Genomic DNA, 13,708 nt, shown 5'->3' on the forward strand with positions numbered 1-13,708 from the left:
CGGATTCTACCTGATCGGCGGCCGCAACCGTGTCTAGGGCGGTAGATGCCGCCGGGCCATGCCCGGGGAAGAGCGTGCGAACCAACGGTTCGCACCCACCAGTGCAGGTCGGTCGCACCCACCAACCTACGCGGCGGCGGCGTCGCGGCTGTGATCGAACTGGCCGTGGCGCAGGAAGTGCGCGGTCTGCCGCGCGGCATCGGGCGACACCACCAGGCCGCTGTGGCTGGTGCGCACCACGCAGTGGTCGGCCAGGCCCGGCAGGCGGGTCTCGGCCAGGGCCACGGTGCCGTCGGATACGTCATCCAGCGCGCCCAGCAGGCTGCCCAGGCCATGCGGCACCGATCCGGCGATCAGCCCGACCTTCGCCCTGCCCTGCCAGTCCGGCAGGCCATCGAGCAGCAGTTCACTGCTGCGGCCCAGGGCCAGGCCCCAGCCGTGCTCGGACAGCGACCGCGCCGTGCCACTGCCACGCAGCGGCGACCCCAGGCAGACCACGCGCTGCACATCCAGCTGCGGCTGGCGGCGCAGGGCCTCCAGCGCCAGCAGGCCGCCCAGGCTGTGGCCGACCAGCGACAGCGGGCCGGCATCGGCCAGGCGCTCCAGCAGCTGCGGCACGGCGACATCGGGGCCACCGAATACCGAGGAGTAACCGAAGGCATGCACCTGGAAACCACGCGCGCGCAGGCGCCAGGCCAATGGCCCGACCCAGGCGCGGGCATTCCAGATGCCATGCAGAAGCAGTACGGGGGGAGTCATGCGGTGCAGCCTGGCGTTCGGCGGGGCGGGACGTACGGTGATTGAACAGAATCGACCGGCAAGCGCCGGTGAACGGCCTCACGCCGGACGCGGCACCCGGCGCAGGATGAATTCCAGGTCGTTGGTTTCGCCAACCGGGAACAGGTACTCGCCGGCCTTCTCGAAGCCGTAACGGGCATAGAAACGCTGGGCACCGAAGTTTTCCGACCACACCCCCAGCCACAGGGTGCGCGGGCCGTCCTGTTCCAGCCAGGCCAGTGCGGTTTCCAGCAGGCGGCTGCCCCAGCCACAGCTCTGCTGGGTCTTGATGAGGTACAGGCGCTTGAGCTCGCCGTCACCGGGCTTCACGTCCGGGTGCGGCAGCCCGCAGGGGCCGGCGGCGGCATGGCCGACCGCCTCCCCGTCCAGCTCCAGCAGCCACACCGCGTAATCGGGGTGGGCCAGGATGGTTCGCTGCCGCTCCACCGTGTAGGACTCCTCGAGGAAATCCTGCAGGTGCTGCGGCGGGTACAGATGGCCGAAGGTTTCGGTGAACGTGCGGGCAGCCAGCGCCGACAGGGTCGGGGCGTCGTCCACGGTGGCGCGGCGGATGGAATACATGGGTCGAGTGGACGCCAGGGCGACGGTCGGGGTCAAGCCCGTTCCGGCGACTCGGTTTCGTCTTCTTCTTCCTCGTCCTCTTCCTCGTATTCCTCTTCGTCCTCGTCCTCGCCTTCTTCCTCGTCCTCGTCGAACTCTTCCTCTTCGTCGTCCTCGTAATCCTCGACGCCGAAGTCTTCACCGTCCCAACGGCCTTCGCCGTCAGCGACGAAGGTCAGGGCCATCGCCGCCGGGTTGGTACCGACGCGGACCAGCCAACCACCGAATACACGTGCACGCTCGGTGACCAGGTTGGCCTCGGAGCCTTCATTGCCCAGCTTTTCCCACTCCAGCGAAAACGCAAACTCGGTCATTGCCTGGATCTCCTGATCAGTTGGTCTTGGGGCGAACCTGGATGTGCACTTCGGCCAGCTGCGTGTCGACGATCGGCGACGGCGCATCGGTCATCAGATCCTGCGCACCGGTGGTCTTCGGGAACGGGATGACGTCGCGGATCGACTCGGTGCCGGCCATCAGGGCGGCGATGCGGTCGATGCCGAAGGCGATGCCGCCGTGCGGCGGTGCGCCGTAGTTCAGCGCGTCGAGCAGGAAGCCGAACTTGGCACGGGCCTCTTCGGCACCGATGCCCAGCAGCTCGAACACCGCGCTCTGCATGTCCGGGCGGTGGATACGGATCGAGCCGCCGCCGATTTCATTGCCGTTGAGCACCATGTCGTAGCCGCGCGAAACGGCGGTACGGGCGTTGGCGCGCAGATCGGCGATGTCATCCACGGCCGGCGCGGTGAAGGGGTGATGCAGGGCGACGTAGCGCTGGTCTTCGTCGTCCCATTCGAACATCGGGAAGTCGGTGACCCACAGCGGGGCCCAGCCGTCGGCGACCAAGTCGAAGTCCTTGCCGGCCTTCAGGCGCAGGGCGCCCATGAAGTCGGACACCTTGTTGTAGCCACCGGCACCGAAGAACACGATGTCGCCGTTGCCGGCGCCGACGTGGGCGACCAGGGCGGCGAAGGATGCCTCGCTGAAGAACTTCTGGATCGGCGAGCTGACTTCGCCGTTCTCGGCGATCTTGATGTAGGCCAGGCCCTTGGCGCCGTACTTGGCGGCATGCGCGGCATATTCGTCGATCTGCTTGCGCGACAGGGTGGCACCGCCCGGGATGCGCAGCGCGGCCACGCGGCCTTCGGCGTCATTGGCCGGGCCGGTGAACACGGCGAATTCGCTGTCCTTGACCAGCTCGGCCACGTCCACCAGCTCCAGCGCGATGCGCAGGTCCGGCTTGTCCGAACCGTAGCGACGCATCGCCTCGGCCCAGGTCATGCGCGGGAAGGTGGCGGCCAGCTCGACGTCGACCACTTCCTTGAAGATGGCGCGGATCATCGACTCGACGAAGTCCTGCACGTCCTGCTCGCGGACGAAGGCGAATTCCATGTCCAGCTGGGTGAATTCCAGCTGGCGGTCGGCACGCAGGGCCTCGTCGCGGAAGCAGCGCGCGATCTGGTAGTAACGGTCGAAGCCGGCCACCATCAGGATCTGCTTGAACAGCTGCGGGCTCTGCGGCAGGGCGTAGAACTCGCCCGGGTGCATGCGCGCCGGCACCAGGAAGTCGCGGGCGCCTTCCGGGGTGGCCTTGGTCAGGATCGGGGTTTCGATGTCCTGGAAGCCGCGCTCATCCAGGTGGCGGCGCAGGGCCTGCACCAGCTTGATGCGGGTGCGCTGCATGCGCTGCATTTCCGGGCGGCGCAGGTCCAGGTAGCGGTACTTCAGGCGGGTGTCTTCGCCCGGGTTCTCGTGCGCGTGGAACGGCAGCGGGGCGGCCTTGTTCAGCACGGTGATGGCGGTGGCGATCACTTCCACCTTGCCGGTGGCCATCTTGTCGTTCACCGCGTGGCGGGCGCGCACCACGCCTTCGACCTGCAGCACGTCCTCATAGCCCAGCGAAGCGGCCACGGCGAACACTTCGGCGTTGTCGACCTCGACGGTCACCTGCACGATGCCTTCATGATCGCGGAGATCGATGAAGCAGACGCCGCCCTGGTTACGGGCCACGTCGGTCCAGCCGGCGAGGGTGACAGTCTGGCCAATCAGGGTCTCATCGACCAGGCCGCAGAAGTGGGTACGCATGGGGGAAAGCTCCGCTGGAGAACGCCGGCACCCGACGGGGGCCGGAAAGCCCCGTATTCTGCGGCCGAGGCCCCGGCCGGGGCAAATGCGGACAGTCACACGGGCTTTATCCGGCCCGTCCTTATAGTCGCGCACCACACACCGTATGGGGATTGCCCATGAAACCGCTGTCCCTGGCCAGCCTGGCCCTGACCTTGTCCGTGGGCGGCCTTGCCGGCCTCGCCCTGCCCGTCGCCCCCGCCGCTGCGCAGAACGGCGTCGTCCGCTGCGAAAGCCAGAACAACCGGGAGCGGGTCTGCAACACCGGCTGGCGCAATGCGCAGATGGTACGCCAGCTGTCCGGCTCGTCCTGCGTGGAGGGCCGCACCTGGGGCAGCCGCAACGGCAGCATCTGGGTCACCAATGGCTGCCGCGCCGAGTTCGTGGAAGGCCGCGGTGGCTGGGGCGGCGGCAATGGCGGCAACTGGGGCGGTGGCAGCGGCGGCACCATCCGCTGCGAAAGCCAGGACAACCGCGAGCGCACCTGCCCGACCAACTGGCGCGGCGCGACCCTGGTCCGGCAGATTTCCGGCTCGGCCTGCGTGGAGGGCCAGACCTGGGGCGTCCGGCGCGGCAGCATCTGGGTCAACCGCGGCTGCCGCGGCGAATTCGCCGAGTCGCGTGGCGGCTGGGGCGGCGGCCACGGCGGTGGCTGGGGCGGCGGCAACAGCAACTATTCCGTCACCTGCAGCAGCAACAACAATCGCACCCAGAACTGCGACTGGGATGAACGCCAGGGCCGCCCGGTGCTGCAGCAGCAGCTGTCGGGCAGTGCCTGCCAGGAAGGTCGCAGCTGGGGCTATTCGCGCGGGCAAGTGTGGGTGAGCAACGGCTGCCGGGCGCGCTTCGGCACGCGGTGAGGGGTAGCGCCGGGCCATGCCCGGCGAGCGCAGCGGCGCGGTCAACCGCAGGAAAGCCGCCGGGCATGGCCCGGCGCTACCCGGGTGGCTGAGGGAAGGGTCAGGGTGCCGGCGGGGCCTCGTCGCCCCACGGCGCCGGCGGCAGCGCCACCGGCTTGCCGAGATCGAATTCGACGCGGAAGCGGCGTCCTTCCGGCCGGGTCAGCTCATAGACGAACCGCTGGTCCGGCTCGACCTCCATCGCCCAGGTGTTGTGGGTCGAGGCCAGCATGCCGGCACGACGGAACATCGCCACCGAATCGCCATCGGCCGGGAACTGCTGGCGCTCGGCGGTGCCCGGTGGCTTGCTGTCGCCGCCATACAGGGTGATCGCGTCCGGGCTGCCATCGGCATGGCGGTGGTCGTGCTTGAGCTTCAGGCCGTTTTCGGTACGGGTGATGATCCAGGTCCGCGAATGGTCATCGCCGACATGGAACGGGATGCGCAGCTCATGCCCGGGGTCGGCGCAGCCGCGCACGTGCATCACCAGGCGCTGGCCGGCGAAGGGATCCTCGCCGGTCGGGGCCGGGGTGTCCTCGACAACCCTGCCCGCGAAGGCCTGGCCGCAATGGGCGGCGATGGCCGCCATGAACGCATCGGCCGGGGCCGTGGACAGATCGTGGTTGATCGCTGGCGTCTGCTGCGAACAAGCAGCCAGGCTGCACAGCACGGCGACGGAAAGCAGGGGGGCACGTACATTCATGCCCCAACCCTAACGGCCATGCCGGGCAGGCGCAAACCGCAGCGCCCTGCCCCGCACGGCTCAGGGGATCATCGCATCGGCCAGCGCACCAACCCGCGCCAGCACGGCCGCACGCTGGTCATCATCCACCGATGCGCCCTGCAGGTAGGCGGTCACCACCCACGGCGCGCCACCGGCACGCGGCCACAGCACGGCGATGTCGTTGCGGGTGTCCTCGCCATTGCTGCCGGTCTTGTCGCCCACCCGCCAGCGCTTGCCGAGCCCGGCGCGCAGGCAGGCATCGCCGGTCTGGTTGTCGATCAGCCAATCGGCGAACTGCAGCCGGGATGCCGCCGACAGGCCATTGCCCACCGCGAAACGGGCCAGGCTGGCGGCCATCGCCGCCGGGCTGGTGGTGTCGCGCGGGTCACCCTTCGCGAACCGGTTCATCTCCGGCTCGTAGCGGTCGTTGCGGGTGACCGCGTCACCCTGCGCGCGCAGGAACGCCGTCAGCGCGGGCGGGCCACCATTGACGCCCAGCAGCAGGTTGGCGGCGGTGTTGTCACTGGTGGTCAGCGTGCCCCGGCACAGGTCGCGCACGCTCAGGTCCTTGCCGACGTGGCGGCGGGCCACCGGGGCGTAGGACAGCAGATCCTTTTCGGCGATCGGCACGCGGGTGTCCAGCGAAACGCGGCCCGCATCGGCCAGGCTCAGCACGTGGGCCACCAGCATCGACTTGAACGTGCTGCACATCGGGAAGCGCTCGTCCTGGCGATGCCCGGCGATGCGACGACCGCTGCCGGTGTCCAGCACGGTTACGCCCAGGCGGCCGCCGCTGGCCTTCTCCAGCGCGGCGAAATCGGCGGCATTGGCAATGGCGGCCGGCGCGGCCGGCACGGCGGCGGCAGCGCGCGCCAGTGCGGGCGCAAGCAGGGAGGATGCGAGGGCGGCACCACTGAACTGCAGGAATCGGCGGCGGGCGTGCATGGGCGGGCTCCGGTGGACGAGCACCGATTATCGGGAGCTCCGGCGCGGCGCCACCAGCGGGAATCTTCAGGGGAAGGCATGAAATTAATTCATGCCTGTCGCAAATGAACCCATGCCATGGCGAGGGTGCGACCTGTCGCGCTAGGATCAGCCATCACTCCACCTCACACCTGGCCATGCTGCACCCGACCCTGCCGCTGAATGCCCTGCGCGCCTTCGAGGCCGCCGCCCGGCACCAGAACTTCACCCGTGCGGCGCTGGAGCTGTGCGTCAGCCAGGCCGCGCTCAGCCACCAGATCCGTGGCCTGGAGGACCGGCTGGGCATCCGCCTGTTCCACCGCCTGCCGCGTGGAGTGGCACTGACCGACGAGGGCGCCGCGCTGTTCCCGGTGCTCAATGAATCCTTCGAGCGCATCTCGGCCAGCATCGCCCGCTACACCGGCGGGCCGGCGCGGGAAGTGCTGACGCTGGGCGTGGTGGGCACCTTTGCCACCGGCTGGCTGCTGCCGCGGTTGGCCGCGTTCGAAGCCGCGCACCCGGATATCGAGCTGCGCCTGCAGACCCACAACAACCGCATCGACCTGGCCGGCGAAGGCCTCGACCTGGCGATCCGCTTCGGCGATGGCGACTGGCAGGGCCAGGCCTGCACGGCGATCCTCGAGGCGCCGTTCGCGCCACTGTGCGCGCCGGCGCTGGCGCGGCGCCTGAAGCAGCCGCGCGATCTGGGCACGGTGCCGCTGCTGCGGTCCTACCGCAGCGATGAGTGGCCGCGCTGGCTGCAGACGGCCGGGGTGAGCGGCGTGGAAGCGCGCGGGCCGGTGTTTGATTCGTCGTTGACCGTGGCGATGGCCGCGGCCGGTGGCGCCGGCGTGGCCCTGCTGCCGCTGCGCATGTTCGAGCAGGAGCTGGCCGAAGGGCGCCTGCTGCAGCCGTTTGCGACCACGCTGGAACTGGGCCGCTACTGGTTGACGCGGCTGCGCTCGCGTGCCGAGCGCGAGCCGGCACGGCGCTTCCGCGAGTGGCTGCAGGCGCAGGGCGGGTAACCCCGCCGGGCATGGCCCGGCACTACCCATTACCCTTCCAGCAGCTCCATCCACGCGGCTTCGGCCTTTTCCAGCCGGGCAGCGGTGGTTTCGCGGTCGCGGCCGAGCACGGCCATGCGGGTGGCATCGGCGTAGTTGGCCGGGTCGGCCAGCTGGCGGTCCAGCTCGGCCAGGCTGTTTTCCAGCTCGGACACCTTGGCTTCGGCCGAGGCCAGCTTGTGCGGGTTGGCCGGCTTCTTCTGCACCACCTGCGCCACCGGGGCGGTCTTGACCACCACCGGCTCCTCCACCTGCTCCATGCGGGCCTTGGTGCCCTGCGCCTGCGGGCGGGTACGCAGCCAGGCGGCGTAAGCGTCGAGGTCGCCATCGAACGGCTCGACCACGCCATCGGCCACGCGCCAGAAGGTGTCGCAGACCAGTCCGATGAGATGGCGGTCATGCGAGACCATCACGATCGCGCCATCGAAATCGGCCAGCGCTTCGGCCAGCGCTTCGCGCATTTCCAGGTCAAGGTGGTTGGTCGGTTCGTCCAGCAGCAGCACGTTCGGCTGCTGCCAGGCGATCAGCGCCAGCGCCAGGCGGGCGCGCTCGCCACCGGAGAAGCCATCGACCGGCTCGAACGCGCGGTCACCGGGGAAATTCCACTTGCCCAGGAAATCGCGGAACGACTGGTTCGGCGCATCCGGGGCGATCTCGCGGAAGTGCTCCATCGGCGACTGGCCTTCGTGCAGCGATTCCACCGTGTGCTGGGCGAAGTAGCCGATCTTCAGGTCCGGGTGCGCCGAGCGCTCGCCGTCGATCGGCATCAGCTCGCCCACCAGGGTCTTCACCAGGGTGGTCTTGCCGGCGCCGTTGGGGCCGAGCAGGCCGATGCGCTGGCCCGCTTCCAGGCCGAAGCCGACGTTGTGCAGGATCACCGCGTCCTTGCCGTACCCCGCCTCGACATGGTTCAGGCGGATCAGCGAGAACGGCAGCTTGGCCGGCGGTGCGAATTCGATGCGGAATTCGCGCTCGGCGCGCACCGCTTCGGTACCGGCCAGCTTGGCCAGGCGCTTCATGCGGCTCTGCGCCTGCGCGGCCTTGCTGGCCTGCGCCTTGAAGCGGTCGATGAAGCTCTGCAGGTGGGCGCGCTCGGCCTGTTCCTTCTCGTGCGCGATCTGCTGCTGGCGCAGCTGTTCGGCGCGCTGGCGCTCGAAATCGGTGTAACCACCCGGGTAGAGCTTGGCGCCGCCACCGTGCAGGTGCAGGGTGTGGGTGGCCACGTTGTCGAGGAACTCGCGGTCATGCGAGATCAGCAGCAGGGTGCCCGGGTACTTCAGCAGCCACTGTTCCAGCCAGTACACCGCATCCAGGTCGAGGTGGTTGGTCGGTTCGTCCAGCAGCAGCAGGTCGCTGGGCATCATCAGCGCGCGGGCCAGGTTCAGGCGCACGCGCCAGCCGCCGGAGAACGAGGACACCGCGCGGTGGTGGGTCTCGGCCGGGAAGCCCAGGCCGTGCAGCAGCTTGCCGGCGCGCGCTTCGGCGTCATAGGCGTTCAGCTCGGCCATGCGCGTATGCGCCTCGGCCACGGCTTCCCAGTCCTCGCGGGCGGTGGCGTCGGCTTCGGCGGCCAGCACCGCAGCCACTTCGATATCGCCGCCCAGCACGAAGCTCAGCGCGGGGTCGGGCAGCGACGGGGTTTCCTGGGCGACGCTGGCGATGCGTACCTTGCCGGGCAGGTCAACGTCGCCCTTGTCCGCCTCCAGCTCGCCCTTCACCGCCGCGAACAGGCTGGACTTGCCAGCACCATTGCGGCCGACCACACCCACCCGGTAACCGGCATGCAGGGTCAGGTCGACATTGGACAACAGCAGCCGCTCGCCGCGGCGCAAGGCGAAATTACGAAGCGAAATCATGGGGGAAGGCGTCCATATAACCGAATGGAATGTGCTGGTAAGCACTGTTCCTGCGACGCAATTCTAGCGTTAACGAATACTTGACGCGCCCCGGGAAGCGACGCGGTCGCTCCACTTCTCTCCCTCGTCGAGTCCGCGCGCCTCCCGGGCCCCTCCCCCGCCAATGCCCGCCAGCGCTAAATGCTTGCTTTTGCAACGTTTTTTCACATGACGCGCATTTGACAGCTGTTTAAATTCCCGTTAATTGCTGTATTGCGCACCGCAACAACCGTCGTCCGCCTCACCCCCGTGATGTCGATTCCGGTGCCAGTTCCCGCCAACCGGAGCCCCACCCCGATGACCCGCAAGACCAGCCTGATCGCCGCCGCCGTCGCTGTCGCACTCGGTGGCTCTTCGTTCGCCGCTGCTGCCCAGCAGGCCGGCAGCGCCGCCAACACCCTCGATACGGTGATCGTCACCGGTACCCGCGTGGCCGACCGTACGGTCGCCGAGTCGCAGTCGCCGATCGACATCATCACCCCGGAAATCCTGCAGTCCACCGGTACCGGCGAACTGGCCACCGCGCTGTCGCGCGCCCTGCCCTCGCTGAACTTCCCGCGCCCGGCCCTGACCGACGGCACCAGCGGCGTGCGCCCGGCGCAGCTGCGCGGCCTGTCGCCGGACCAGGTGCTGGTGCTGGTGAATGGCAAGCGCCAGCACACCTCGGCGATGATCAACGTCAACGGCAGCATCGGCCGCGGCGCCTCGGCGGTGGACATCAACGCGATCCCGATCGCCGCCATCGAACGCGTGGAAGTGCTGCGCGACGGCGCCTCGGCGCAGTACGGCTCGGACGCCATCGCCGGCGTCATCAACATCGTGCTCAAGGGCAGCGGCAGCGGCGGCAGCCTGGCCGTGGACTATGGCCAGTACTCGGCTGGCGACGGCAACAAGTACCAGCTCTCCGGCGACACCGGCGTGGAGTTCGCCAACGGCCGTGGCCGCGTGCATGTGGCCGGCCAGATCAGCCAGCAGGATGAAAGCAACCGCGCTGGCCCGTACCGCGGCACCACGCCGAACACCGGCAATTTCCCCGCCATCGGTGAAACCACCTTCATCGTCGGCGACCCGCGCGTGGATGCCACCGCGGCCTCGCTCAACGGCAGCTTCGACTTCAGCGACCACGTGACCGGCTACGCCAGCGCGCTGCTCAGCAACCGCGACATCACCTCGTTCGCGTTCTACCGCTCGCCCAACCACAGCGGCCAGACCGCGCTGCTGTCGCAGATCTACCCGGACGGCTACGTGCCGGAGATCAACCAGTATTCCAAGGACCGCTCGCTGGTGGCCGGCGTCAAGGGCAACACCGAGAGCGGCTGGACCTGGGACCTCAGCCTGAACCACGGCGAGAACACCCTGGACTTCAACACCCGCAACAGCATCAACTACAGCCTGGGCGCCACCAGCCCGCGCTCGTTCTACGACGGCACGCTGAAGTACCAGCAGGACATCTTCAATGCCGACGTGACCAAGTCGCTGGACTGGGGCCTGGCCTACCCGGTCACCCTGTCCTTCGGTGGTGAATACCGCAAGGAAAAGTGGGACCAGAACCCGGGCGAACTGAACTCCTACACCGGCACCGGTGCGCAGGGCTTCGCCGGCTTCACCCCCACCAATGAAGTGCATGCCGACCGCCACAACTACGCGGTCTATGCCGGCCTGGAAGCCGACCTGACCGAGAAGTTCTCCGCCGGCATCACCGGCCGCTACGAGGATTACTCGGACTTCGGTGACCGCTTCTCTGGCAAGCTGTCGGCGCGCTATGCATTCACCGACAAGGTCGCGCTGCGTGCCACCGCCTCCAGCGGTTTCCGCGCCCCGTCGCTGGCCCAGCAGGGCTACCAGGCGGTGACCAGCCAGTTCACCAATGGCGTGTTCGTCGAACGCGGCACATTCCCCACCACCAGCGCGGCCGCACAGGCGCTGGGCGCTTCGCCGCTGAAGGCTGAAACCTCCACCTCCTACAGTCTGGGCCTGGTGCTGCAGCCGGTGGACCGCCTGTACATCACGGTCGATGCCTACCAGATCGACATCGATGACCGCATCGCGCTGTCGTCCAGCATCACCACCAACGCCGCCAGCAGCGCGCTGCTGACCAGCCTGGGGCTGCCGCAGGTGACCGCGTTCTCGTACTTCACCAATGGCCTGGACACCCGCACCCGCGGCGTCGACTTCGTCTCCAGCTACACCGTGCCGTTCGCGGCCAGCAGCCTGGAACTGACCGCGGCCTACAGCTACAACGACACCAAGGTGCAGCGCGTGGGCGGCACCCCGGCCGTGTTCAGCACCCTGGGCCTGACCCAGTCGCTGATCGGCCGCGATGAGATCGGCCGCATCGAGGACAGCTACCCGCGCGACAAGACCGTGCTGAGCGGTACCTGGCGTTCGGACCACTGGGAACTGGGCCTGGCCGCCACCCGCTACGGTGAGTTCACCGTGCGCAACTCGGCCACCGCCCTGCGCGACCAGACCTACGGCGACAAGTGGGTGCTGGACGCATCGGTGAGCTACAAGCCGAGCAGCAACTGGACCCTCACCCTGGGCGCCGACAACCTGCTGGACGAGTACCCGGACCGCACCGAAGACCTGCAGAACTCGACGTTCGGCATGCTGCCCTACAGCAACTACTCGCCGTTCGGCTTCAATGGCGCATACGTCTACGGCCGCATCAAGTACAACTGGTAAGGGGCAACGCCGGCCGCTGGCCGGCATTTCCTTGGCCTGGTGGGGTCAGAGCCCTTTTCCTCCTCGGAAAAGGGATCTGACCCCATTCTCGTTTACGGTTTGCCGTATGTGGCCGCATCGGTGAAAATCGGGACATCCCCCCGATTTCCTGCGAGTGCCGATGCACCATGACACCGACCTGATCAACATCGTGGCCGTTGGCCTGGGGCTCGCCTTCATCTTCGGCGCGCTGGCCAACAAGCTGCGCTTGTCTCCTCTGGTCGGGTACCTGGTGGCTGGCATCTGCGTCGGCCCGTTCACCCCCGGCTTCGTCGCCGACCAGGCGCTGGCCAACCAGCTGGCCGAACTGGGCGTGATGCTGCTGATGTTCGGCGTCGGCCTGCACTTCTCGCTGAAGGACCTGATGGCGGTGAAGGCCATCGCCATCCCCGGTGCCATCGGCCAGATCGCGGTGGCCACCCTGCTGGGCTGGGGCGTGGCCTGGCTGATGGGCTGGCCGGCCCTGCACGGGGTCATCTTCGGTTTCTCGCTGGCTACCGCCAGTACCGTGGTGCTGCTGCGGGCGATGGAAGAACGCCGCCTGCTGGAAACCCTGCGCGGCAAGATCGCGGTGGGCTGGCTGATCGTCGAGGACCTGGCCTGCGTCCTGGCACTGGTGATGATGCCGGTGCTGGCCGGCGTGTTCGGCCCCGACGCCGCCAAGGAAACCCACACCCTCGGCAGCGTGCTGGCCGACATCGGCTGGACCTTCGTGCAGCTGGGCCTGTTCGTGGCGGTGATGCTGGTGGTTGGCCGCCGGGTCATTCCGTGGATCCTGGAGCGCATCGCCGGCACCGGTTCGCGCGAGCTGTTCACCCTGTCCGTGCTGGCCATCGCGCTGGGCGTGGCGTTCGGCTCGGCCATGCTGTTCGGCGTGTCGTTCGCGCTGGGCGCGTTCTTCGCCGGCATGCTGCTCAACGAATCCGAACTGAGCCACAAGGCGGCGCATGACTCGCTGCCGCTGCGCGATGCGTTCGCGGTGCTGTTCTTCGTGTCGGTGGGCATGCTGTTCGACCCCAACATCATCGTGCAGCACCCGTGGCAGGTGCTGGCGACGGTGGCCATCATCATGTTCGGCAAGTCGGCGGCGGCATTCTTCATCGTGCGCGCCTTCGGCCACCCCACCAGCACCGCGCTGACCATTTCGGCCAGCCTGGCGCAGATCGGCGAGTTCGCCTTCATCATCGCCGGCCTCGGCGTGGCGCTGCAGATCCTGCCCAAGGAAGGCCAGTCGCTGGTGCTGGCCGGTGCGCTGGTATCGATCATGCTGAACCCGCTGGTGTTCGGCCTGCTGGACCGCTGGCAGGCCAAGCAGGAGCAGTCGCCGCAGGCGGCCGAGCCCGAAGAGGCGACCGGCCCGTCGCGCGACCTGCATGACCACGCCATCGTGATCGGTTATGGCCGCGTTGGCAGCGAGCTGGCCCAGGTGCTGCGCGACCGTGGCGTGCCGGTGCTGGTGATCGATGACAACAAGGAACACGTCGAGCAGGCGCACGCCAGGGGCCTGGCGGCGATCCGCGGCAGCGCCGCTGCCGACCGGGTGCTGGCCGAGGCCCACCCGGAGCGCGCGAAGATCGCGGTGCTGGCCATTCCGCAGCCGCTGGAAGCCGGTGAGGCGCTGGCCAAGCTGCGGGCGATCAACCCGGACCTGACCCTGCTGGCGCGGGCGCACAGCGATGCGGAAGTGAAGCATCTGCTGGAACACGGTGCCGATGGCACGGTGATGGCCGAGCGCGAGCTGGCGTATTCGCTGGCGGAGATGATCATGTCGACGCCGCCGTACCGGAACCTGGGGCAGCACAGCATTCCGGTGGTGTGAGGGGTGAGCGGGCGGCAGGGCTTGCAGCCCTGCACCTGCTGCGAGCCAAGGCAACGTCAACGTCAACGTCAACGTCAACGTCAAAAGCCTGCATTCCGTGG

Annotated in this window: 11 protein-coding genes; 4 read left to right on the forward strand and 7 right to left on the reverse strand. The window is 68.4% G+C overall.

What is annotated here, in order from left to right; genetic code table 11:
- Positions 1–126: 126 nt before the first annotated feature.
- From IAE41_RS14425 to aspS, 4 genes are all read right to left on the reverse strand, one after another.
- Positions 127–759 (reverse strand): cobalamin adenosyltransferase, encoded by a 633-nt coding sequence (locus IAE41_RS14425; protein WP_108760523.1) that lies wholly within the window; start codon positions 757–759, stop codon positions 127–129.
- A gap of 78 nt (positions 760–837) precedes the next feature.
- Positions 838–1,359, reverse strand: coding sequence for a GNAT family N-acetyltransferase (locus tag IAE41_RS14430; protein ID WP_079222903.1), 522 nt, complete (start codon positions 1,357–1,359; stop codon positions 838–840).
- 32 nt (positions 1,360–1,391) lie between these two features.
- The gene (locus IAE41_RS14435) at positions 1,392–1,712 is read right to left on the reverse strand and encodes a DNA primase (RefSeq protein ID WP_200733581.1); all 321 of its coding nucleotides are present in this window, start codon (positions 1,710–1,712) and stop codon (positions 1,392–1,394) included.
- 16 nt (positions 1,713–1,728) lie between these two features.
- Complete coding sequence (gene aspS / locus IAE41_RS14440; RefSeq protein WP_200733582.1) at positions 1,729–3,480, reverse strand: aspartate--tRNA ligase; 1,752 nt, start codon at positions 3,478–3,480, stop codon at positions 1,729–1,731.
- Between the two features lie 158 nt (positions 3,481–3,638).
- On the opposite strand from aspS, the gene IAE41_RS14445 reads away from it, so the two are divergent.
- Entirely contained in the window at positions 3,639–4,379 is a 741-nt protein-coding gene (locus IAE41_RS14445) for a DUF3011 domain-containing protein (RefSeq protein ID WP_200733583.1), read from the forward strand.
- 100 nt (positions 4,380–4,479) lie between these two features.
- On the opposite strand, the gene IAE41_RS14450 is transcribed toward IAE41_RS14445, so the two are convergent.
- The gene (locus tag IAE41_RS14450; protein ID WP_200733584.1) at positions 4,480–5,121 is read right to left on the reverse strand and encodes a hypothetical protein; all 642 of its coding nucleotides are present in this window, start codon (positions 5,119–5,121) and stop codon (positions 4,480–4,482) included.
- Positions 5,122–5,181: 60 nt separating this feature from the next.
- Positions 5,182–6,087 carry a L2 family extended-spectrum class A beta-lactamase gene (gene blaL2, locus IAE41_RS14455; RefSeq protein ID WP_200733585.1) on the reverse strand — a complete coding sequence of 302 codons (906 nt, stop codon included), beginning with the start codon at positions 6,085–6,087 and terminating at the stop codon, positions 5,182–5,184.
- A 176-nt stretch (positions 6,088–6,263) separates the two neighbouring features.
- Between blaL2 and ampR the strand changes: the two genes are divergently transcribed.
- A complete protein-coding gene (ampR, locus tag IAE41_RS14460; protein ID WP_079222909.1) occupies positions 6,264–7,130 on the forward strand; it encodes a LysR family transcriptional regulator AmpR in 867 nt (288 codons plus the stop codon).
- A 29-nt stretch (positions 7,131–7,159) separates the two neighbouring features.
- Here ampR and IAE41_RS14465 read toward each other — a convergent pair whose 3' ends face one another.
- On the reverse strand, positions 7,160–9,025 hold the full coding sequence (locus IAE41_RS14465) for an ABC-F family ATP-binding cassette domain-containing protein (protein WP_200733586.1): 1,866 nt from the start codon (positions 9,023–9,025) through the stop codon (positions 7,160–7,162).
- A 336-nt stretch (positions 9,026–9,361) separates the two neighbouring features.
- On the opposite strand from IAE41_RS14465, the gene IAE41_RS14470 reads away from it, so the two are divergent.
- Entirely contained in the window at positions 9,362–11,749 is a 2,388-nt protein-coding gene (locus tag IAE41_RS14470; protein WP_200733587.1) for a TonB-dependent receptor, read from the forward strand.
- Between the two features lie 160 nt (positions 11,750–11,909).
- Complete coding sequence (ybaL, locus tag IAE41_RS14475) at positions 11,910–13,607, forward strand: YbaL family putative K(+) efflux transporter (protein ID WP_108747241.1); 1,698 nt, start codon at positions 11,910–11,912, stop codon at positions 13,605–13,607.
- Positions 13,608–13,708: the final 101 nt, after the last annotated feature.

The sequence above is a fragment of the Stenotrophomonas sp. S39 genome, from assembly GCF_016624665.1.
Lineage (GTDB): Bacteria > Pseudomonadota > Gammaproteobacteria > Xanthomonadales > Xanthomonadaceae > Stenotrophomonas.